This window comes from Kitasatospora sp. SUK 42 (genome assembly GCF_015776785.2).
Classification (GTDB): Bacteria; Actinomycetota; Actinomycetes; order Streptomycetales; family Streptomycetaceae; genus Kitasatospora.
In genome coordinates this window covers 130,715-149,302 of the sequence record NZ_LFMD02000007.1, presented here as the reverse complement: position 1 = coordinate 149,302, position 18,588 = coordinate 130,715, and the positions used below count along the sequence as shown (strand labels likewise).

The following is an 18,588-nucleotide window of genomic DNA, read 5'->3' as shown; positions in this document are numbered from 1 at the left end:
GCAGCTGAGCCGGGCGTGTGGCAGGGGGTGGCGGACGGTCAGCCGATGCCGTCGGGGTCGGTGTGGCTGACGGTCGCGAGCAACTGGGCGACCAGCGGGTTCGGGTCGGTGCGGCGCCAGGCGACGGCCACCCGGGTGCGGGCCGAGCCGGGTTCGATCCGGCGGAAGGCGACGCCCCGCAGCCGGATCCGGCGGATGCTCGCCGGGGCGAGCGAGACGCCGAGACCGGCGCCGACCAACGCGCACACCGTCTGCCACTCCACCGCGTGCTGCGCGATCCCCGGGGTGAAGCCCGCGGCGGTGCACAGGCCGGTGATCCGGTCGTACAGCCGCGGGCCGACCGCGCGGGGGAGCAGGACGAACGGCGAGTCCGCCAGCCGTTCGAGCCGGACGGTCCGTTCGGCGGCCAGCGGGTGGGCGGACGGGAGCACGGCGACGAAGGGCTCGGTGAGCACCGTGCGGAAGCCGAGCCCGGGCTCGGTGTCCGGCGGTTCGCGCAGCAGGCCGAGGTCGATGGTCCGGTCGTTCAGGGCGGCGAGCTGCGGGGCGGTGGTCATCTCCCGGATGTCCAGGTGCACCCCGGGGTGGCGCTCCCGGAAGGTGCGCAGCAGGCCGGGGAGGAGGGTCAGCGCCAGCGAGGCGGAGAAGCCGATCCGCAGCCGGCCGGCCTCGCCGCCGCCGACGGCGCGGGCCGCTGCCAGTCCGTCGGCGAGGTCGGCCAGGGCCCGGCGGGCGGCGGGCAGGAGTTCGCGGCCGGCCGGGGTCAGCGCGATCCGGCCGGGCTCGCGGCCGAACAGCGGGTGGCCGACCCTCTCCTCCAGCCGCCGGATCTGCTGGCTCAGCGGGGGCTGGGCGATGCCCAACCGGGCGGCCGCGCGGCCGAAGTGGAGCTCCTCGGCGAGCACGGTGAAGGCGTGCAGCTGGGGGAGGGGGAGTTCTGGGCGGTGCTCGGTACGCCCGGGGATGTCCATACGCCCAGGGATATCACGTCATGCCGGAAGCTGTATTGGACGTATCACCGCAGGTCACCTAGCGTTCCGCGCATGACAGAGCGACGTGCGATCCTCAGTGGCTCGACCTTCGAGGAGCAGATCGGCTATGCCCGGGCCGTGGTGGACGGGGACTGGGTCCATGTGTCCGGGACGACCGGCTTCGACTACACCGCCATGACGATCTCCGACGACGTGGTGGAGCAGGCCGAGCAGTGCCTGCGCAACATCGGTGCCGCGCTGGCGGAGGCGGGGTGCGGCTTCGGCGACGTGGTGCGGGTGCGCTACCTGCTGCCCGAGCGTGCGGACTTCGAGCCCTGCTGGCCGGTGCTGCGCCGCTGCTTCGGTGAGGTCCGGCCGGCCGCGACGATGCTGGTGTGCGGGCTCGCCGACCCCCGGATGAAGATCGAGATCGAGGTGTACGCGCGGCGGACCGCCGCCTGACGGCCCGCCGACACGGCTGCGCCGCGCCGACCGTGGGGTCGGCGCGGCGCGAGGCCCGGCGCAGGGCGCGGCGCGGGGCTCAGGCCCGGGCGCCCAGTCGGGCGGTGAGGGCGTCGACGTCCGGGAGGAACCAGATGTGGTCGGACGCGTTCGACTCGTGGACGAGCGAGCGCAGCGCCGAACTGGCCTCCAGATGGCGGGAGATGTCGCCGAGGACGGCCAGCCGGACGCGGTAGTTGACGAACTTCTGCATGACCTCGCCGGCGAAACCGGTGCTCAGGACGAAGAAGCGATCGTCCAGCCGGTCGGCGGGCACGGCGACGATCTCGGCGCCGACGTAGCTCGCGCCGATGAGATCGAGTGCGTCCTGCACGGTGGTGATCGCGGGCCCGGCCGCGTCGCACACGAGCACCTTCACCCCGCTCAGTTCCTGCACGTCGTCCGCCATGGCGCTCTCCTGTCGGTCGGGCGTGACCACTCGGATCGTGATCAACTGTCTCCCGGGACCTCAATGTAGGCGACGGTGTGCGGCCCCCGGAACCGATTTACCGCGGTCGGGTCCGCTACCGCCGACCCTGGCTCTGGCTCTGGCTGCGACCGCGACCGCGGCCGCGGTCCGTGGGCGGCGTGAGGCGGACCCGGCGGGTGGGCGGTGCCTGCTCGATGTCCTCCAGCTGGTCGAGGATGGTCGCGCGCAGGTCGACGTCGCTCTTGAAGCAGTAGTCGTTGAAGAGGGTGTAGCCCGACCACATCAGGTTGGCGCAGACCCGGGCCGGGACCCGCCCGGTCTGGGCGCCCATGCCGACCAGCGCGACCGACCGGATGCTGCCCGGGTCCACCATGTTCTGCCGGTGGACGGCCTGGAAGGCGGCGGCGCAGGCCAGGGCCACGTTCAAGGTCTCGCTGACGTTCTGCGAGGAACTCTCCATCGTCGGCGCCGAGATCAGGTACCTCGGGGTGACCGCTCCGGTCGGCACGCAGACCGCGCCGCCCACCGGCATCAGGCCCGCGTACCGGGCGCGTATCGCCTTCTGCACCCGCAGCTGGATTCCGGCGCCCAGGTGCCGCCTGATCGCCCCGTCCGTCCCGCCGTCCATCCGGCCGCGGGAGTTGGTCGGGCTGACCCAGGCGTCGACCGGTTCGGACAGGATCGAGCCCTGCCGGATCTCGACGCCGGGGGTGTCGGCGAAGGCCGACCGCCACGACTCGACCACCGTCGCGCTGAGGTCGGTCAGCACCACCCTGAGCGGGTACTGCGCGTGGTACGTGGACATGCTGCGACTCCTGTCGGTAGGCCCGGTTCCCCTGGTCGTGAACGACGCTAGCGGGCACCACCGACAGTGCGTCCGCCCCTGCCGGGCGGACGGGACTGTCAGTCCCGTCGGATAGGACTGTGCTGTCCGCCAGGGGATCTGACGGATACTCACCTCACGCCAGTCCCGCCGTCCGTACCGAACGACCCAGCCGGAGCGCCGCCACCATGAACACCGTCGACACCCCCGCCGCCCAGCCCGACCCGAACGACCCCCTGGCCCTCGCGGAGCTCTTCCAGGGCGGCGGCGAGCCGTGGCTCCCGCTGCTCAAGCCGGTCATCGAGGCGCAGCCGGCCGCGGCCTCGTTCATCGGCCCGGGCCGCGGCCCGGACGTCGTCCCCGTCCGCGAACTGACCTTCCAGGCCCTCAAGCCGCACGCGCCGCACAAGTGGAAGGTCGTGGTCTTCGGCCAGAACCCCTACCCGCGGCCGGAGAGCGCCACCGGCATCGCGATGTTCGACAACGCCTTCCACGACTGGAAGGACAGCCAGTTCGGCCGGGTGATCAGCATCCGCTGCATCATCAAGGCGGCGGCGATGTGGAAGTACGGCATCCCCAAGAAGACCCCGATCGCCGACATACGGGCGCTGCTGAAGAAGCGGGACACCGTCCAGCCGCCGGAGTGGTTCCAGGCAATGCTCACCCAGGGCGTGCTGCTGCTGAACGCGGCGCTCACCGCCAGCGCCGACGGGTCGATGGGCCCGGACCAGCACACCGCGTTCTGGCGGCCGGTGATCGAGCGGATCGTCGAGGAGATCCTCCGGGCCAAGCAGGAGGCCGACGAGGAGGACCGCGGTGTGGTCTTCGCCTGGTGGGGCGCGCACGCGCGCACCCTGAAGAGCGTGGTGCGGCGGCTGGAGAAGAAGTACCCCGGGGTCGAGGTCCGCCACATCGACCACGCCAACCCCGCCGCCCAGGGCGACATCTTCTGCGACAACGACCACTTCGCCACGGTGAACGCCGCCCTGGCCTCGCTCGGCGCCGACGAGATCGACTGGCTCCCGAGCAAGGGCTGGAACAGCGGCGCGGCGCAGCACGGCGGCGCGGACGGGGACGTCGCCGAGCGGATGGGCGCGTTCATCGCCTCCACCATGGAGCTGCACCAGCTGTACCTGGACCGGCTCGCGAGCGTCAAGGACGAGGGCCTCGAACTCCCGTCGATCAGCGGGGTGTTCGACACGCCGGTGCTGGGCTTCCGGGACGCCGTGGCCCCGGTGGCCAGGCTGCTCAGGGGGCTGGACCGGCACGTCGCGCAGTCGCACGACTTCGGCAAGCGGCGAGCCGACGAGGGGCAGGCCGCGGGCCTGTCCGCCGACGCGATCGCCGCCCTCTACCTCTACACCTGCGAGTCCGCCTTCTACCGGGAGATCAACGCGGTGCTGCGCTCCCCGGACCGCGGCCGGCTGGTGCCGTACCTGCCGTACCTGCGGCTGCTGTTCGCGGCGGTCTCCCAGCTGCCCGTGCGCACCGAGCCGCTCTGGCGCGGGGTGTCGCTGGACCTGCGCCGCCAGTACCCGCTCGGGCGGACGGTGACCTGGTGGGGCGTGTCCTCCTGCACGTCCAAGCTCGGCGTGGCCCAGTCGTTCCTCGGCAGCCGGGGCAAGCGCACCCTCTTCGAGGTGCGCCCGCGCCGCGCCGCGGGCATCCAGCGGTTCTCCGCCTTCACCGGGGAGGAGGAGTTCATCCTGCTGCCGGGCACCCAGCTGGAGGTCACCGACGTACAGGCCCAGCGCGGTGGGCTGTGCACGGTGACGCTGACCGAGCTCGCCGAGGGCCCGCTGGTGTCCTGACACGGGTACGGCGGTGCCGGGCGGGTCAGAGCACCCGGCGCAGCCAACCGTGGCGGTCCTCCGCGCGTCCGTACTGGATGTCCAGCACGTGCTCGCGGAGGGCGACGGTCTGCTTGCCGGGGGCGCCGCCGCCGACGGTGAACTCGTAACCCTCGCCCTTGAAGGCGACGATCGGGGTGATCACGGCGGCGGTGCCGGCGGCGAAGACCTCGGTGACCGTGCCGTCGGCGGCGCCGGCCCGCAGCTCGGCCAGCGTGATGGCGCGCTCGACGGGGGTGAGCCCGAACTCGCCCGCCAGCGCCAGGATCGAGGAACGGGTCACCCCGTCGAGGATGGAGCCGAGGGCGGGGGTGATCAGCTCGCCGGCGGACGTGACCAGGCAGAGGTTCATCGTGCCGGACTCCTCCAGGTCGCCCTCGCCGCCGGTGTCGTCCAGGAAGAGCACCTGGTCGCAGCCGCGCTGCCTCGCCTCCAACTGCGCCGCCAGGCTGGAGGCGTAGTTGCCGCCGCACTTGGCCGCGCCGGTGCCGCCGCGCCCGGCGCGGGTATACTCGCCGCTGACCCAGAGCGTGATGCCGGTGACTCCGGCGGCGAAGTACGGCCCGGCCGGGCTGGCGATGACGGAGTAGGTGACCCGGTCGGCGGGGCGGACGCCGAGGAAGGCCTCCGAGGCGAACATGTACGGCCGCAGGTAGAGGCTGGCCTCGCCGCCGGAGGCCGGCACCCAGGCCTCGTCCGCCCGGACCAGCTCCTCGACGCTGGCCAGGAAGTCCTCCTCCGGCAGCTCGGGCAGGGCGAGGCGCCGCGCGGAGGCGGCGAAGCGGCGGGCGTTGAACTCCGGGCGGAACAGCCAGACGCTCCCGTCGGCGTGGCGGTAGGCCTTCAGTCCCTCGAAGATCTCCTGCGCGTAGTGCAGCACGGCCGCACTCGGGTGCAGCGAGAACGGCGCGAGCGCGCCGATCCGGCGCTCGTGCCAGCCCTCGGCGGAGGTCCAGGTGGCGGTGGCCATGTGGTCGGTGAAGAACCTCCCGAAGCCCGGCGCGGCGAGGATGCCGTGACGTTCCGCCTCGGGGACGGGCTCGGTCGTCCGGACCAGCGGGAAGGTTCCACTCATCGTCAACTCCTCAGCGGCAGGGGCGATCCGTCGCGGTCGAACCGACCGGCGGCGGCGTCCACCGCATGTTAACGGCCGTTCCGGCGGGCCGCCTCGGCCGTCCACGCAGTGGGCGGGGGGTGCGGTGGGCGGGGGGTCTGCCAGAATCCCGGTATGGCTGAGCACGAGGGTGACCAGAGGTACCTGTTGGACAACCGGCAGTCCGAGGCGGGTGTCCGCTTCGGGGCGCTGGCCGAGCTGTTCGACCCGGTGACCTTCCGGCACGTGGACCGGCTCGGGATCGGGGCCGGGATGCGCTGCTGGGAGGTCGGGGCCGGCGGACCGTCGGTGCCGCTCGGGCTGGCCGAGCGGGTGGGGCCGACCGGATCGGTGGTCGCCACCGACATCGACGTCTCCTGGACCCATGGCATCGAGGGCGGCGTGATCGAGGTGCACACCCACGACGTGGCGGGCGACCCGCCGCCCGCCGGGAGCTTCGACCTGGTGCACGCCCGGCTGGTCCTGGTGCACGTGGCCGACCGCGCCGAGGCGCTGCGCCGGATGGTGCGGGCGCTGCGGCCCGGCGGCTGGCTGCTGCTGGAGGACGCCGACCCCGCGCTGCAGCCGCTGCTGTGCCCGGACGAGTCGGGCCCCGAGCAGCAGCTCGCCAACCGGCTGCGCGCCGGCTTCCGCACCCTGATGGCGGGGCGCGGCGCGGACCTCTCGTACGGGCGCACGCTGCCCCGGGTGCTGCGCGGGGCCGGGCTGGCCGACGTCGAGGCGGACGCCTACTTCCCGATCACCTCCCCGGCCTGCGCCGTCCTGGAGGAGGCGACGGTGCGCCAGATCCGCCACCTGCTGGTGGAGCAGGGGCTCGCCACCGACGAGGAGATCGAGCGCCACCTGGCCAGTGTCACCTCCGGGCGGCTGGACCTGGCCACCGCGCCGATGATCTCGACCTGGGGGCGCAAGCCGTAGTCGATGCCGGGCCCCAGGGCCCAGGGCCTGTGGTGGGTAGCGGAGTTGATGGGGCCGCCCGGAGAGGTGCGGCAGAGGCCGAGGGGGTCGTTCGTCCGATGACAGTCGACATGTCGTCGTTCCGTGAGGCGGTCGCCGCGTGGGCGGCGGGCGGCCCGGGTGAGCCGGCGTACGAGCTGGCCGAGGTGCTGGACGTCCGGACGGCCGTCCTGCTGGAAGGGCTGAGCGACGCCGCCGCGGTCGACGCGCTGGCCCGGGTCCGCGGCCGGGACCTGGCGGCCGAGGGGGTCTGCGTGCTGCCGATGGGCGGGGCGATGAGCGTGGGGCGCTACGCCCGCCGCCTCGGGCGGCGCGGCCTGCGGCTGCGCCTGACCGGGCTGTGCGACGAGGCGGAGCGCGGGTACTTCGACCGCGGGTGGGAGCTGGCCGGTGCCACGGCGCAGCGGTTCTTCGTCTGCGCGGCGGACCTGGAGGACGAGCTGATCCGCGCACTGGGCGTGGAGACCGTCCGGGAGCTCATCGAGGCCGAGGGCGACCTGCGCCCGCTGCTGATCTTCCTGCAGCAGCCCGCCCAGCGGGACCGCGCCGCCCACCAGCAGCTGCGGCGCTTCCTCGGCACCAAGAAGGGCCGCAAGATCCGGTACGGCCGGCTCCTCGTGGAGGCGCTGGAGCCGGACCGGGTGCCCGCCCCGCTGGAGGGGCTGTTCGCGAACCTCTGACCGCCGACCCCTACAGGGCCTAGCCGGCCAGGCCGGTCAGCACCTCGGCGCCCGGCAGCCGGGTCAGCGCCCAGCCGGGAAGGATGAGCTTGCCCCGGCGCCGGCCGCTGCCCACCAGGACGTACGGGGCCGCGGCCACCGCCTCGTCGATCAGCAGCGGCCAGGAGCCGGGCAGGCCGAGCGGGGTGATGCCGCCGTACTCCATGCCGGTCAGCTCGACCGCGGTGTCCATCGGGGCGAACGAGGCCTTCCTCGCCCCCAGGTGGGTGCGCACCGCCTTGTTGACGTCGACCCGGGTGGTGGACAGGGCGAGGCAGGCGGCCAGCGTGACCTCCCCGGCGCGCTTGGCCGCGACCACCACGCAGTTCGCGGAGAGCTCCGGCGGTGCGTCGTAGGCCGCGCAGAACACCGCGGTGTCGGCCTTCTCCGGGTCGGTGTCCACGTAGAGCACGGAGGCGGCCGCCTCCCGTGCGCCCCAGGTCTCCAGGGCGTCGGCCACGGGCGCGGCCAGTTCGTCGCGAACCTCCAGGGCGGGGGAGGCGGTTGTGAAGTTTCCGAAGGGCGGGCGTACGGAGTCGTTCATGCGACGGACTGTAGCGCGGTCGGCCGTGCGGCCGACCGCGCCCGGCTCAGGTCGCGAGGAAGCGCTCCCGGTGGACCTGCTCGGGCGGCACCCCGCCCAGCAGGGCAGCCCGCAGCACCGAGTCCACCAGGGGCGGCGGCCCGCAGACGTACACGTCCGGGGTGGCGCCCGCGAGTTCGGGCAGCGCCGCACCGAACAGGTCCGCCGGGAGGCCGGTCGGACCGGACCAGGCCGGGGCCGGCTTCCAGACGCAGACGTCGTACCGGAAGCCCGGCAGCTCGGCCGCCACCGCGTCGAGTTCGGCGACGCCGAAGACGTCCTGCGGCTCGTTGACGCCGAGGAACAGCCGGGCGGGCTGCGGCTCCTGCCACTCCGCCATCCGCCGGACCATCGCCAGCAGCGGGGCCAGGCCGGTGCCGCCGGCCACGAACCAGCGCGGGCGCAGGCCGGTCTCGTGCAGGCCGAAGGCGCCCTGCGGGCCGTGCACGGTCAGCCGGTCGCCCGGGCGGGCCCGCTCGGCGAGGTACGCGGAGAACAGCCCGCCCTCCCTCAGCCGGACGAAGAACTCCAGCCGGCCCTCCCAGTTGCCGGTGTTGGCCAGGGAGTACGCGCGCTTCGCCCCACTGCCAGGCAGCTGGAGCTCCATGAACTGGCCGGGGTCGAACTGGCAGTCCAGGTCCCCGTCCAGGCGCAGCTCCAGCCGCACGGTGTCCCGGGCGACCGGCTCCAGCGCCGTGACGACGGCCTCGCGGACCGGGATCCCGCCGTCCAGGATCCGGGACCGCTCGTACGGCAGGGCGGCCGCCAGCGGCCCGCACGGGAAGGTGCGGCAGAGCAGCACCTCGCCGCGCTCGCGCTCGTCCGGCGGGAGGGCCTGCTCGCTGTGCGTGCCGAGCTCGTACGGGCCGTCGGTGACGGAGGCGTGGCACGAGCCGCAGGTGCCCTGGCGGCAGTAGGCCGGCAGGGTGGCACCGGACTCGGCCGCCGCCTCCAGTACGCTCTGGCCGGGGGAGCAGTCGAACTCCAGGCGGGCGCCGTCGGTGGTGGTCAGGACGACGGGGTTCATGACGCCGTCCGCTCCAGCGCGGCGGCCAGGTCGGCGGCCGGGTCGCCGATCACCCGCAGGTCGAAGCGCCTCACCAGTTCGTCGACCAGCGCGGGGGTGAGGAAGCCGGGCAGCGACGGCCCGAGGTGGATGTTGCGGATGCCCAGCGCGAGCAGGGTGAGCAGCACCGCGACGGCCTTCTGCTCCGTCCAGGACAGCGCCAGGGTGAGCGGCAGGTCGTTGATCTCGCACTCGAAGGCGTCGGCCAGCGCGGTGGCGATCCGGATGGCGGAGTAGGTGTCGTTGCACTGGCCGAGGTCCAGCAGCCGCGGCAGGCCGGCGATCTCGCCGAAGTCGTGCCGGTTGAAGCGGTACTTGGCGCAGCCGAGGGTGAGCACCACGCTGTCCCGGGGAGCGCCGAGGGCGAATTCGGTGTAGTAGTCGCGCCCGGGGGTGGGGCCGTCGCAGCCGCCGATCAGGAAGAAGTGCCGGATCGCGCCCTGGCGGACGGCGTCGACCACCTGGTCGGCGACCGCGAGCACGGCGTCGCGGCCGAAGCCGACGGTGATGAACTCCTCCTCGGCCGGGGTCTCCGGGAAGCCCGGCAGGGCCTTGGCGGCCTGGATCAGCGGGCCGAAGCCGTGGTCGGCGAGGTGTCGGACGCCGGGCCAGCCGACCGGTCCTGCGGTGAAGATCCGGCGGCGGTAGCCGATGTGCGGCTCGATGATGCAGTTGGAGGTCATCAGGATCGGGCCGGGGAAGGCGGCGAACTCCTGCTGCTGGTCCTGCCAGGCGCCGCCGTAGTTGCCGACCAGGTGCGGGTGGGCCTTGAGCAGCGGGTAGGCGTGGGCCGGGAGCATCTCGCCGTGGGTGTAGACGTTGACGCCCTGGCCCGCGGTCTGCTCCAGCAGGGCCTCCAGGTCCCCCAGGTCGTGGCCGCTGACCAGGATCGCCTTGCCCGCGACCGGGGTGGTGCGCACGGCGGTGGGCTGCTGGGCGCCGTAGCTGCCGGTGTTGGCCGCGTCGAGCAGTTCGATCGCCGTGAGGTTCAGCCGGCCGAGGCCGACGGCGCGTTCCAGCAGTTCGGCGGGGTCGGTGGGCTCGCCGGCCAGGTAGGCCAGGGCGTCCTCCACGCCGCCGAGCACCGCGGCGCTGCGGCGGCCGAGCACGTCGGCGTGGTGGGCGTAGGCGCAGATGCCCTTCAGCGCGTAGAGGTGGAGCGAGCGCAGCCCGACCACGTCCGGCCCCACCAGGGCGAGCCCGGCGTCCACGCGGAACTCCCGCGCCTGGCGCGCGAGCGCGGCGGCGTCCGCGCCCGGCGTCCAGGCGGCCGGGCCGGCGAGCGGCCGCGGCTCCCGGCCGACGGCGCGGGAGGCCCGCTCGTAGCGCTCCCGGGCGCGGTCGCGGACGGTGGCGGCCTCCTGGATCAGGGCGGCGAAGCGGGTCGGGTTGAAGTTGACGTTGGTGAGCGTGGTGAAGACCGCGTACAGCGTGAAGGCCGCCGCGTCGTCGTCCGGATCGCCCAGGGCGCGGGCCTGCGCGGCGTACTGGGCGATGCCCTTGACCGCGTGGATCAGGAGGTCCTGGAGGTCCGAAGTGGGGGAGTCCTTGCCGCAGTTGCCGACCGGACCGGCACAGCCGGGGGTGGCGCCGGTGCGGTCGGTCTGTTCGCACTGGAAGCAGAACATGCGGGTCCTCCGGGACTCGTGGGTGTCGGTCGAGCGGCGGGAAGGGCGCACCGTCGACTCGACCGGATCCGGCCGGACGGCCGCTTCCACGCGTCCAGGATCGGAGCGGCCGGCGACGCCGCATCAGGGCCGGAGGACCCCATGCCGGGGCCGGCGGACCCGGGCCCGGACCCAGGCCCTCGTCGGGGCCCGGGCGCGCCGGGTACGAACGGCCGAACATCCGCGGATCGGCCCCCGGTTCGTCCTCCGGTCAGCCGAACGGGATGACGGCGACCGGGCAGTGGACGTGGTGGATGACGGCGTGCGCCACCGAGCCGAGGTGGTGGTGGAGCAGCGGCAGCCGGCGGGCGCGGCGGCCGACGACGAGCAGCCGGGCCGTGGCGGCCGCGTCCACCAGGGTGACGGCGGCCTTGCCACGGATCAGGTCGGTCGACACCTCCACCTCGGGGTGGCGGGCCCGCCAGGGCTCCAGTGCCTCGTCGAGTTCGGTCCGCTCGACGGCGGAGACCTCCTTCTCCAGCCCGCCGATGGCGTCGAAGGCCATGTACTCACTGCCGGCCGGCGGGGACCAGACGTGGACGACGCGCAGCGGCGCCGAGCGGAGGGCCGCGGCCTCGAAGGCGAACGCCAGCAGGTCCTCCACCGGGTGCGCCACGTCGAGGCCGACCATCACGGGGCCGTCCGATTCGCCGCCCTCGGCCCGGACCAGCACCACCGGGCTGGGCGCGCGGCGCAGCACCGCCTGGCTCACCGAACCGGTCAGGAAGCCGCGCAGGGCGCCCAGCCCGCGCGAGCCGAGCACGAGCAGCCCGGCGTCCCGCCCGGCGGCCTCCAGCGCCTCGGCCGGGTCGTCGGACACCACCGAGGACGAGATCGAGAGGTCGGGCAGCAGGGCGCGCAGCCCGGCCTCACGCTCGGCGAGCTGTGACATCGCGCGCTCGTAGACCTGTTCGCTGCCGACCACGTCCCGCTTCGGCCAGGGCCAGGCCTCCACGACGTCGAGGTGCACACCACGGCGCTGCGCCTCACGGGCGGCCCACTCGGTGGCGGCCAGGCTCTCGGGTGAGCCGTCGAATCCGACCACGACGGGTCCGGCGGCGACGGGTCCGGTCACGGCGTCCTCCTTGGGTCCGCGGCGGATCGAGGCAGGAGCCCTGGGGCCTGTCTTCAAACTCGCGTCTGCGGGGCGGCGCCGGGGCACGCACCTCGCCGCGTTGTCGTCGGTCGCCAATGCTCCGCAGTGGCTCCCTCCTCCGCCTTGCGATGCACGCACCCCAACGCCGCCCCGCCCGCCCTCCGGGCGGACGACGGGAGTTCGAAGACAGGCCCCGGGCTGATCCTCGGCCCGCGGGGGAGGGGCGCGCCCGGTTCGACCGGCGCGCCCCTCCTGTGTGCGCGCCCCGACCGGGGCGTAACCGGCCCCGCCCGGGCCCGTCATGCACGGTGTGTGCACCCCCCTTTCGCCCGTCCCCTCCGCCGAGGACGTCTACCTCGCCGAGCGCCGCCGCCGGGTGGTCCGTGAGACCGTCGCCGCGCTGCCCGGCCGCTGTCCGCAACTGATCGCCGCCCTCGCCGAGGACCCGCCACCCACCTACCGCGAGCTCTCCGAGCGCCTCGGCATGCCGCGCGGCTCGATCGGCCCCACCCGCTCCCGCTGCCTGGCCTGCCTGCGGCTGCTCCTCCACGCGGAGCGCTACCCGTGACACCGGGCGACCGGCCCCTCGCCATCCGTGCCCGTCCCCTCCCCGCCCGGGCGTGACTCTCGCCACGTCCGCCTCCCTGGAGGTTGAGAGAAGCTGACACCCGGGTAGAGCGCTGGCGAACATAGCTCTTGACGGTGACGCGATCACTCGGATACTGAGCGTGAGCGCGCCACCCTCTGCGCGCCGGGCACGACGACTGGGGAGGCCCCTCCACATGGGCATGAGCGTGATCATCTCGGCTGCGACGGCCGAGGATGCGGAGCAGATCCTCAAGCTCCAGTACCTCGGCTACCAGACCGAGGCGGAGCTGTACGGCGACTGGGCGATCGAGCCCCTGACGCAGAGCCTGGAGAGCCTGCGCGCCGAGCTGACCGAACAGCACGTCCTGGTCGCCCGACTGGGCGACGAGGTGGTCGGCACCATCCGCGGCCACATCGGCGACGACGGCATCGGCCGGATAGGGCGTCTGGTGGTCCACCCCCGGATGCAGCGGCACGGCCTGGGCGGCCGGCTGCTGGACGCGCTGGAGCGCCGACTGGCCGAGGACGGCCGCCCGGTGTCCGCCTACCGCCTGTTCACCGGCCACCGCAGCCTGGGCAACCTGCGGCTGTACGCCCGCCAGGGCTACCGGCAGACCGGCGTCGAACAGATCAGCAGCCGGCTGAGCTTCGTCCACCTGGAGAAGCCCGCCGAGGCCCCGCTGGCCGCGACCGCCTGAGCCCCCGCCCGTACCGGGCCCCTCGACGCCGCCACCATCCGGACATTCCGGTGGCGGCGTCGAGCCGTATCGGCGCTGATGGCCGCGGAGACTGTCCGCAATGCGGACAGCCCTTCAGAACAATTGGGCGCAGCCCCGGCGGATCTGTTTTACTGGCTCACATGACTGCGACGACGAACTGGACCCCCACCGGCACGCTGCCGGCAGGTGAGCGTGCCATGTGCCGTCGAATGTGTCACTGCTGAGGGCCATCGCCCCCGGCGCCCCCTTGAGGGTGCCACCCCCTCGCGCCCCGAAGCGAGACTCGGCGTCGCTCCCGTCGGTGCGAGCACGCCCCTCCTCCCGGACCCCTTCCCCACCGGCCTGCCCGCTCACCCGCGCGTGCCGGTGACTCGTGAGGGCCACGCCGTCGCGTGGCCCGGCCGTCCGACGGCCACGATCAAGGGATGGCAGGTCCGGATCCCCCTGGTGAAGCGCTGTGCGGAGCCGCCGACCGTGATCGGTCGGGCGGTTGACGCCGACGCCCGCCCCCGACCCACGGAAATAGTTGTGATAACCACCACGGACCTCACGAAGGTCTACCGTTCCCGAGGCCGCGAGGTGACCGCCCTCGCCGGCGTCGACCTGCACGTCCGCCCGGGCGAGGTCTACGGAGTCGTCGGCACCAGCGGTGCCGGCAAGTCCACCCTCATCCGCTGCGTGAACATGCTGGAGCGCCCGACCTCCGGCACGGTCAGCGTGGACGGGGTCGAGCTGACGGCGCTGTCCGGCGGTGAGAACCGGGCCGGCCGCGAGCTGCGCGAGGCGCGCCGCCGGATCGGCATGGTCTTCCAGCACTTCAACCTGCTCGCCTCCCGCACGGTGCAGCAGAACGTCGAGCTCCCGCTGGAGATCATCGGCCTGGACCGCACCCAGCGCCGCCGCAAGGCCGCCGAGCTGCTCGACCTGGTCGGCCTCGGCGACAAGGCCCGCAGCTACCCCAACCAGCTCTCCGGCGGCCAGAAGCAGCGCGTGGGCATCGCCCGCGCCCTGGCCGGCGACCCCAAGGTGCTGCTCTCCGACGAGGCGACCTCGGCCCTCGACCCGGAGACCACCCGCTCGATCCTCAAGCTGCTGCGCGACCTCAACCAGCAGCTGGGCCTCACCGTCCTGCTGATCACCCACGAGATGGACGTCATCAAGTCCGTCTGCGACTCCGCCGCCCTGATGCGCGGCGGCCGGGTGGTCGAGTCCGGCGAGCTCGCCGACCTGCTGGCCAAGCCCGGCTCCGAGCTGGCCCGCGAGCTGTTCCCGCTCAGCGAGTTCGGCACCGGCCACGCCGGCACCACCGTGCTGGAGATCACCTTCCAGGGCGACACCTCGGCCCAGCCGTTCGTCTCCCAGCTCGCCCGCACCTACCAGATCGACATCAACATCCTCGGCGCCGCCGTGGAGACCATCTCGGGCCGGATGGTCGGCCGGATGCGGGTCGAACTGGCCGGCAGCCACCAGGACAACGTGGTGCCGATCGGCTACCTGCGCGAGCAGGGCCTGCAGGTGGACGTACTCGGCGCGGTGAACGGAGTGGTGGCATGACCTGGGACCAGATGCAGGAGCTGATGTGGCCCGCCACCCAGGAGACCTTCCAGATGGTCGGGGTCGCGACGTTCTGCACCGTTCTCCTCGGGCTGCCGCTCGGCGTCCTGCTGGTGCTCACGTCCAAGGGCGGGGCGCTGCAGAACCAGCCGGTGAACAAGGTCCTCGGCGCGGTCGTGAACGTCGCGCGCTCGCTGCCGTTCATCATCCTGATGATCGCGCTGATCTCCTTCACCCGGTGGCTGACCGGCAACTCCCTCGGCTGGCAGGCGGCCACCGTGCCGCTGACCGTCGGCGCGATCCCGTTCTTCGCCCGGCTGGTGGAGACCTCCGTCCGTGAGGTCGACCGCGGTCTGATCGAGGCCGTCCAGGCGATGGGCGGCAGCACCTGGACGCTCGTGCGCAAGACGCTGGTGCCCGAGGCCCTTCCCGGCATCGTCGCCTCCGTCACCACCACGATCATCGCGCTGATCGGCTACTCCGCGATGGCGGGCACGGTCGGCGGCGGAGGCCTCGGCGACCTCGCCTACCGGTACGGCTACCTGCGCTTCGAGACCACCTTCATGTGGATCATCGTGGCGTTGATCGCGATCATCGTCACCGTCATCCAGCTGGCCGGTGACCTCGCGGTGCGCAGGCTGGCCAACCGGGGCCGCGGCGGCGGACGCACCCGCCTGCTCCGCCCGCGCGCCGTCACCCCCGACGAGGACCTCGTCGCCTCCTAGACCTCCCCCGTCCGACCTCCGGACGCGGCTCCCCGTATCACGCAGAAAGGCACTTTTCGTGCGCAACTTTGTGAAGTTCACCAGCGTCCTCGCCACCGCCGGCGTCGCCCTCTCGCTGGCCGCCTGCGGCAGCTCGGGCTCCTCCTCCTCGGACCCGAACGCGCCGCTGAAGGTCGTGGCCAGCCCCACCCCGCACGGGCAGATCCTCAAGTTCGTCAAGGACAACCTCGCGGAGAAGGCGGGCCTCAAGCTCGACATCAAGGAGGTCACCGACTACGTGACCCCCAACACGGCGGTGCAGGACGGTTCGGCCGACGCCAACTACTTCCAGCACGTCCCGTACCTGGAGGACTTCAACAAGAAGAACGGGACCGACATCGTCTCGGTCGGGTCCGTTCACCTGGAGCCGCTCGGCGTCTACTCCAAGAAGGTCAAGTCGATCACCGACCTGCCGGACGGTGCCACCATCGGCCTGCCCAACGACGCCACCAACGAGGGCCGCGCGCTCAAGCTGCTCGCCGACAACAAGCTCATCACCCTCAAGGACGGCGCCGGCACCGCCGCCACCCCGGCCGACGTGACGGGCAACCCGAAGAACCTCAAGTGGAAGGAGCTGGAGGCCGCCCAGCTGCCCCGCTCCATCGCCGACCTCGACGCCGCCGTCATCAACGGCAACTACGCGATCGACTCGGGCCTGAAGCCGGCCACCGACGCGCTGGTGCTGGAGAAGGCCGAGGGCAACCCGTACGCCAACATCCTCGCCGTGAAGAAGGGCAAGGAGAACGACCCGCGGGTCAAGAAGCTCGCCGAGCTGCTGCACTCCGACGAGGTCAAGAAGTACATCAACGACAACTTCCAGGGCTCGGTCATCCCGGCCTCCTGATCGTCGTGACGCCACAGCCCTGACGCCCGACCGGGCCCCCGCACACCTCCGCGGGGGCCCGGTCGGGCAATATGCACGGGGGCCGCGTTCTGACGTACCGTCGTGCGGGCGGCGCACCGCGTGACACCGGGGGCGCGCCGGAGGCGTACGGTGTTGTGTTCACGACCCGGCGAGGAGAGACGGCATGGCAGCGAGCTTCCCCGAGACGGCCATCAGCACCGAACGGCTGCTGCTGCGGCCCCTTGCGGAGGACGACGCCCCCGGCCTGGCCACCATGATGGCCGACGACCTCGTACTGGCCTGGACGGACCTGCCGCACCCCTTCACCGAGGAGTACGCGGCCGAGCTCGCCCGCACCCTCGCCCCCGCCCACCGGGCGGACGGACGCGGCATCGTCTTCGCCGTCACCGAGCACCTCACCCAGCGCCTGGTCGGCCTGGTCGAGCTGCGCAACACCGACTGGCGGCTGCGCAGCACCGAGATCTCCTACGTCACCGCCGTCTGGGCCCGCGGCGAGGGGTACGCCCCGGAGGCCGTCCTCGGCGTCGCCCAGTGGCTGTTCGAGGACCGCGGCTTCCTGCGCCTGGAACTGCGCACCGCCGCCGGGAACACCGCCGCCCAGCAGGTCGCCCAGAAGGTCGGCGGCATCAGCGAGGGCGTGCTGCGCAGCGCCTGGATAGAGCGGGGCGAGTCCGGGGAGGTCGTCGAAGAGAGCCGCAGCGACCTGATCCTGTGGAGCCTGCTCCCGGAGGACCTGGAGTCGCCCGAACTGCGGCGCGACGGCTGGCACGGCGACCACCGCTACGTCCTGCGCGACTGAGACCCCGCCCGTTCCCGGCCGTGGAGCGGACCGCCCGTACGACCGGCGCGCACATGTGTGCGAGATGTCGGCGTTTCGGGGATCACACCCGGTAGCCTCTGCACCGGCGCCGCGCAGTCGGCGCGACGCACCGCGCATCGAGTCGAGGGAGAACGGCCGCAGATGGCTGACCGGATCACGGTCATCGGGTGGGACGGAACGCCACTGACCGAGGCCGCCGGTGCGGCCCTCGCCGCGGCGACCCTGGTGGCCGGAGCCCCCTATCAACTGGGCGCCCTCCCGGTGCCGGACACCGCCGAACGGATCACCCTCGGCAACGTCCAGCAGGCCGCCCGCAGGATCGCCGAACACCGCGGCGCCGCCGTCGTCGTCGCCGAGGGCGACCCGGGCTTCTTCGGCGTGGTGCGCACCCTGCGCCGCCCCGAGTACGGCCTGGAGCTGGAGGTCCTGCCCGCCGTCTCCTCCGTCGCCGCCGCCTTCGCCCGGGCCGGCATGCCGTGGGAGGACGCCCAGGTGGTCAGCGCCCACGGCGGACGGCTGCGCCGCGCGGCCAACATCTGCCGGGCCCACCCCAAGGTCGCGGTGCTCACCGCGCCGGGGGCCGGTCCGAGCGAGCTCGCCCTGATGCTGCGCGGGGTGCACCGGACCTTCGTGGTCTGCGAGGCCCTCGGCACCCCGGACGAGGACGTCACCGTCCTCACCTCCGACCGGATCGCCGACCACGTCTGGCGCGACCCCAACGTGGTGCTGGTGATCGGCGGCACCGCCCCGACCGGCGCGGTGAACGAGGCGGCCGGCTGGCTGGCCGGGCGCCCGATCGGCTACCCCGGCGCGGACCGCGGCTGGGCGCTCCCCGCCGACGCCTACGCGGGCGCCGGGCGCACGGAGGGCGAGCCCGGCGCATCGGAGGTGCTCCCGGCGCACGTACGCGCCCTGGTGCTGGCCAGGCTGGGCGCGCGCCCCGGGGACCTGCTCTGGTCGGTGGGCGCGGGCAGCGGCGCCCTCGCGGTGGAGGCCGCGCGGTTCGGCGCCGCCGTGGTCGCGGTCGAGGCCTCGCGTTCGGCCTGCGCCCGACTCACCGTCAACGCCCGTCGGTACGGGGTCGAGGTGGAGGCCGTGCACGGGCGGGGCCCCGAGGTGCTGGGCGGGCTGCCGGAGCCGGACGCGGCGGTGGTGGAGTCCGGCGGCCTCGACGTGGTGCGCGCGGTGCTCGCCCGCAGGCCCGAGCGGTTCGTCGCACTGGCCCGGACCTTCGCCGAGGCGGAGGAGATCCGCCGGGCGATCGCCGAGGCCGGCTACCGGGCGGACGGCGCGCTGCTGCAGTCCACCCCGCTGCGGCCGGCCGACGAGGGGGGCGGACTGGAGCTCGGAGCGGGCGCGGGCGGCGCACTGCTGCTCTGGGGTGAGCAGATCGTGTGAAGGCCTCGGGTGCGAGCCGGGGCCGTCGCGCCCCCGTGCGGTGATCCAGGTCGCATCCGGACACCGATTCGAGAGGTGACCGCGCGGGGCCGGTAGTGTGGCG

General features: G+C 73.4%; 19 protein-coding genes. 11 read left to right on the top strand and 8 right to left on the bottom strand.

Annotated features, from left to right (window positions below; genetic code table 11):
• Window positions 1-38: 38 nt before the first annotated feature.
• Window positions 39-971: a LysR family transcriptional regulator gene (locus RZ50_RS22430; RefSeq protein ID WP_196952073.1), complete on the bottom strand. Its 933-nt coding sequence runs from the start codon at window positions 969-971 to the stop codon at window positions 39-41.
• Window positions 972-1,043: 72 nt separating this feature from the next.
• Between RZ50_RS22430 and RZ50_RS22425 the strand changes: the two genes are divergently transcribed.
• Complete coding sequence (locus tag RZ50_RS22425) at window positions 1,044-1,433, top strand: RidA family protein (protein WP_196952072.1); 390 nt, start codon at window positions 1,044-1,046, stop codon at window positions 1,431-1,433.
• 79 nt (window positions 1,434-1,512) lie between these two features.
• Here the strand turns inward: RZ50_RS22425 and RZ50_RS22420 are convergent, their stop codons facing one another.
• Together RZ50_RS22420 and RZ50_RS22415 are read right to left on the bottom strand one after the other, a co-directional pair.
• Window positions 1,513-1,881: a DUF4180 domain-containing protein gene (locus tag RZ50_RS22420; RefSeq protein WP_217680746.1), complete on the bottom strand. Its 369-nt coding sequence runs from the start codon at window positions 1,879-1,881 to the stop codon at window positions 1,513-1,515.
• Between the two features lie 115 nt (window positions 1,882-1,996).
• Window positions 1,997-2,707, bottom strand: a complete 711-nt coding sequence (locus RZ50_RS22415) for a macro domain-containing protein (RefSeq protein WP_217680745.1) — start codon at window positions 2,705-2,707, stop codon at window positions 1,997-1,999.
• 206 nt (window positions 2,708-2,913) lie between these two features.
• Here RZ50_RS22415 and RZ50_RS22410 point away from each other — a divergent pair, with 206 nt between their 5' ends.
• A complete protein-coding gene (locus RZ50_RS22410) occupies window positions 2,914-4,536 on the top strand; it encodes an ADP-ribosyltransferase domain-containing protein (protein WP_217680743.1) in 1,623 nt (540 codons plus the stop codon).
• A gap of 25 nt (window positions 4,537-4,561) precedes the next feature.
• Here the strand turns inward: RZ50_RS22410 and RZ50_RS22405 are convergent, their stop codons facing one another.
• The gene (locus RZ50_RS22405; protein ID WP_217680741.1) at window positions 4,562-5,650 is read right to left on the bottom strand and encodes a branched-chain amino acid aminotransferase; all 1,089 of its coding nucleotides are present in this window, start codon (window positions 5,648-5,650) and stop codon (window positions 4,562-4,564) included.
• A gap of 153 nt (window positions 5,651-5,803) precedes the next feature.
• Here RZ50_RS22405 and RZ50_RS22400 point away from each other — a divergent pair, with 153 nt between their 5' ends.
• Window positions 5,804-6,607: a class I SAM-dependent methyltransferase gene (locus RZ50_RS22400; RefSeq protein ID WP_217680738.1), complete on the top strand. Its 804-nt coding sequence runs from the start codon at window positions 5,804-5,806 to the stop codon at window positions 6,605-6,607.
• Between the two features lie 110 nt (window positions 6,608-6,717).
• Window positions 6,718-7,326 (top strand): TOPRIM nucleotidyl transferase/hydrolase domain-containing protein, encoded by a 609-nt coding sequence (locus RZ50_RS22395; RefSeq protein ID WP_217680736.1) that lies wholly within the window; start codon window positions 6,718-6,720, stop codon window positions 7,324-7,326.
• Between the two features lie 19 nt (window positions 7,327-7,345).
• Here RZ50_RS22395 and RZ50_RS22390 read toward each other — a convergent pair whose 3' ends face one another.
• The 4 genes from RZ50_RS22390 to RZ50_RS22375 all read right to left on the bottom strand — a co-directional run bounded on the left by RZ50_RS22390 (window position 7,346) and on the right by RZ50_RS22375 (window position 11,756).
• A complete protein-coding gene (locus RZ50_RS22390; protein WP_217680734.1) occupies window positions 7,346-7,909 on the bottom strand; it encodes a YbaK/EbsC family protein in 564 nt (187 codons plus the stop codon).
• A gap of 46 nt (window positions 7,910-7,955) precedes the next feature.
• Window positions 7,956-8,975 (bottom strand): 2Fe-2S iron-sulfur cluster binding domain-containing protein, encoded by a 1,020-nt coding sequence (locus RZ50_RS22385; RefSeq protein WP_217680732.1) that lies wholly within the window; start codon window positions 8,973-8,975, stop codon window positions 7,956-7,958.
• Window positions 8,972-10,642 (bottom strand): hydroxylamine reductase, encoded by a 1,671-nt coding sequence (gene hcp, locus RZ50_RS22380; RefSeq protein WP_217680730.1) that lies wholly within the window; start codon window positions 10,640-10,642, stop codon window positions 8,972-8,974. Before hcp ends, RZ50_RS22385 begins: the two co-directional genes overlap by 4 nt.
• A 250-nt stretch (window positions 10,643-10,892) precedes the next feature.
• Window positions 10,893-11,756, bottom strand: a complete 864-nt coding sequence (locus RZ50_RS22375; protein ID WP_308272052.1) for a universal stress protein — start codon at window positions 11,754-11,756, stop codon at window positions 10,893-10,895.
• Between the two features lie 331 nt (window positions 11,757-12,087).
• Between RZ50_RS22375 and RZ50_RS22370 the strand changes: the two genes are divergently transcribed.
• The 7 genes from RZ50_RS22370 to cbiE all read left to right on the top strand — a co-directional run bounded on the left by RZ50_RS22370 (window position 12,088) and on the right by cbiE (window position 18,485).
• Window positions 12,088-12,345, top strand: coding sequence for a winged helix-turn-helix domain-containing protein (locus tag RZ50_RS22370; RefSeq protein WP_196949360.1), 258 nt, complete (start codon window positions 12,088-12,090; stop codon window positions 12,343-12,345).
• A gap of 214 nt (window positions 12,346-12,559) precedes the next feature.
• On the top strand, window positions 12,560-13,063 hold the full coding sequence (locus RZ50_RS22365) for a GNAT family N-acetyltransferase (RefSeq protein WP_196949359.1): 504 nt from the start codon (window positions 12,560-12,562) through the stop codon (window positions 13,061-13,063).
• A 549-nt stretch (window positions 13,064-13,612) separates the two neighbouring features.
• A complete protein-coding gene (locus RZ50_RS22360; RefSeq protein ID WP_196949358.1) occupies window positions 13,613-14,638 on the top strand; it encodes a methionine ABC transporter ATP-binding protein in 1,026 nt (341 codons plus the stop codon).
• Window positions 14,635-15,363, top strand: a complete 729-nt coding sequence (locus RZ50_RS22355; protein WP_196949357.1) for a methionine ABC transporter permease — start codon at window positions 14,635-14,637, stop codon at window positions 15,361-15,363. The genes RZ50_RS22360 and RZ50_RS22355 overlap by 4 nt, the downstream gene beginning before the upstream one ends.
• Before the next feature lie 58 nt (window positions 15,364-15,421).
• Window positions 15,422-16,246, top strand: coding sequence for a MetQ/NlpA family ABC transporter substrate-binding protein (locus tag RZ50_RS22350; RefSeq protein ID WP_196949356.1), 825 nt, complete (start codon window positions 15,422-15,424; stop codon window positions 16,244-16,246).
• A gap of 184 nt (window positions 16,247-16,430) precedes the next feature.
• Window positions 16,431-17,066, top strand: coding sequence for a GNAT family N-acetyltransferase (locus tag RZ50_RS22345; RefSeq protein WP_196949355.1), 636 nt, complete (start codon window positions 16,431-16,433; stop codon window positions 17,064-17,066).
• Between the two features lie 162 nt (window positions 17,067-17,228).
• Window positions 17,229-18,485: a precorrin-6y C5,15-methyltransferase (decarboxylating) subunit CbiE gene (gene cbiE, locus RZ50_RS22340; protein ID WP_196949354.1), complete on the top strand. Its 1,257-nt coding sequence runs from the start codon at window positions 17,229-17,231 to the stop codon at window positions 18,483-18,485.
• Window positions 18,486-18,588: the final 103 nt, after the last annotated feature.

Excerpts from the sequence above, each read along its gene's own strand:
- RZ50_RS22345 (WP_196949355.1), top strand. The coding sequence starts at position 16,431 with ATGGCAGCGAGCTTCCCCGAGACGGCCATCAGCACCGAACGGCTGCTG.
- RZ50_RS22355 (WP_196949357.1), top strand. The coding sequence starts at position 14,635 with ATGACCTGGGACCAGATGCAGGAGCTGATGTGGCCCGCCACCCAGGAG.
- RZ50_RS22400 (WP_217680738.1), top strand. The coding sequence starts at position 5,804 with ATGGCTGAGCACGAGGGTGACCAGAGGTACCTGTTGGACAACCGGCAG.
- RZ50_RS22390 (WP_217680734.1), bottom strand. The coding sequence starts at position 7,909 with ATGAACGACTCCGTACGCCCGCCCTTCGGAAACTTCACAACCGCCTCC.
- cbiE (WP_196949354.1), top strand. The coding sequence starts at position 17,229 with ATGGCTGACCGGATCACGGTCATCGGGTGGGACGGAACGCCACTGACC.
- RZ50_RS22365 (WP_196949359.1), top strand. The coding sequence starts at position 12,560 with ATGGGCATGAGCGTGATCATCTCGGCTGCGACGGCCGAGGATGCGGAG.
- RZ50_RS22395 (WP_217680736.1), top strand. The coding sequence starts at position 6,718 with ATGTCGTCGTTCCGTGAGGCGGTCGCCGCGTGGGCGGCGGGCGGCCCG.
- RZ50_RS22405 (WP_217680741.1), bottom strand. The coding sequence starts at position 5,650 with ATGAGTGGAACCTTCCCGCTGGTCCGGACGACCGAGCCCGTCCCCGAG.
- RZ50_RS22385 (WP_217680732.1), bottom strand. The coding sequence starts at position 8,975 with ATGAACCCCGTCGTCCTGACCACCACCGACGGCGCCCGCCTGGAGTTC.
- RZ50_RS22430 (WP_196952073.1), bottom strand. The coding sequence starts at position 971 with ATGGACATCCCCGGGCGTACCGAGCACCGCCCAGAACTCCCCCTCCCC.
- RZ50_RS22415 (WP_217680745.1), bottom strand. The coding sequence starts at position 2,707 with ATGTCCACGTACCACGCGCAGTACCCGCTCAGGGTGGTGCTGACCGAC.
- RZ50_RS22410 (WP_217680743.1), top strand. The coding sequence starts at position 2,914 with ATGAACACCGTCGACACCCCCGCCGCCCAGCCCGACCCGAACGACCCC.
- RZ50_RS22425 (WP_196952072.1), top strand. The coding sequence starts at position 1,044 with ATGACAGAGCGACGTGCGATCCTCAGTGGCTCGACCTTCGAGGAGCAG.
- RZ50_RS22420 (WP_217680746.1), bottom strand. The coding sequence starts at position 1,881 with ATGGCGGACGACGTGCAGGAACTGAGCGGGGTGAAGGTGCTCGTGTGC.
- hcp (WP_217680730.1), bottom strand. The coding sequence starts at position 10,642 with ATGTTCTGCTTCCAGTGCGAACAGACCGACCGCACCGGCGCCACCCCC.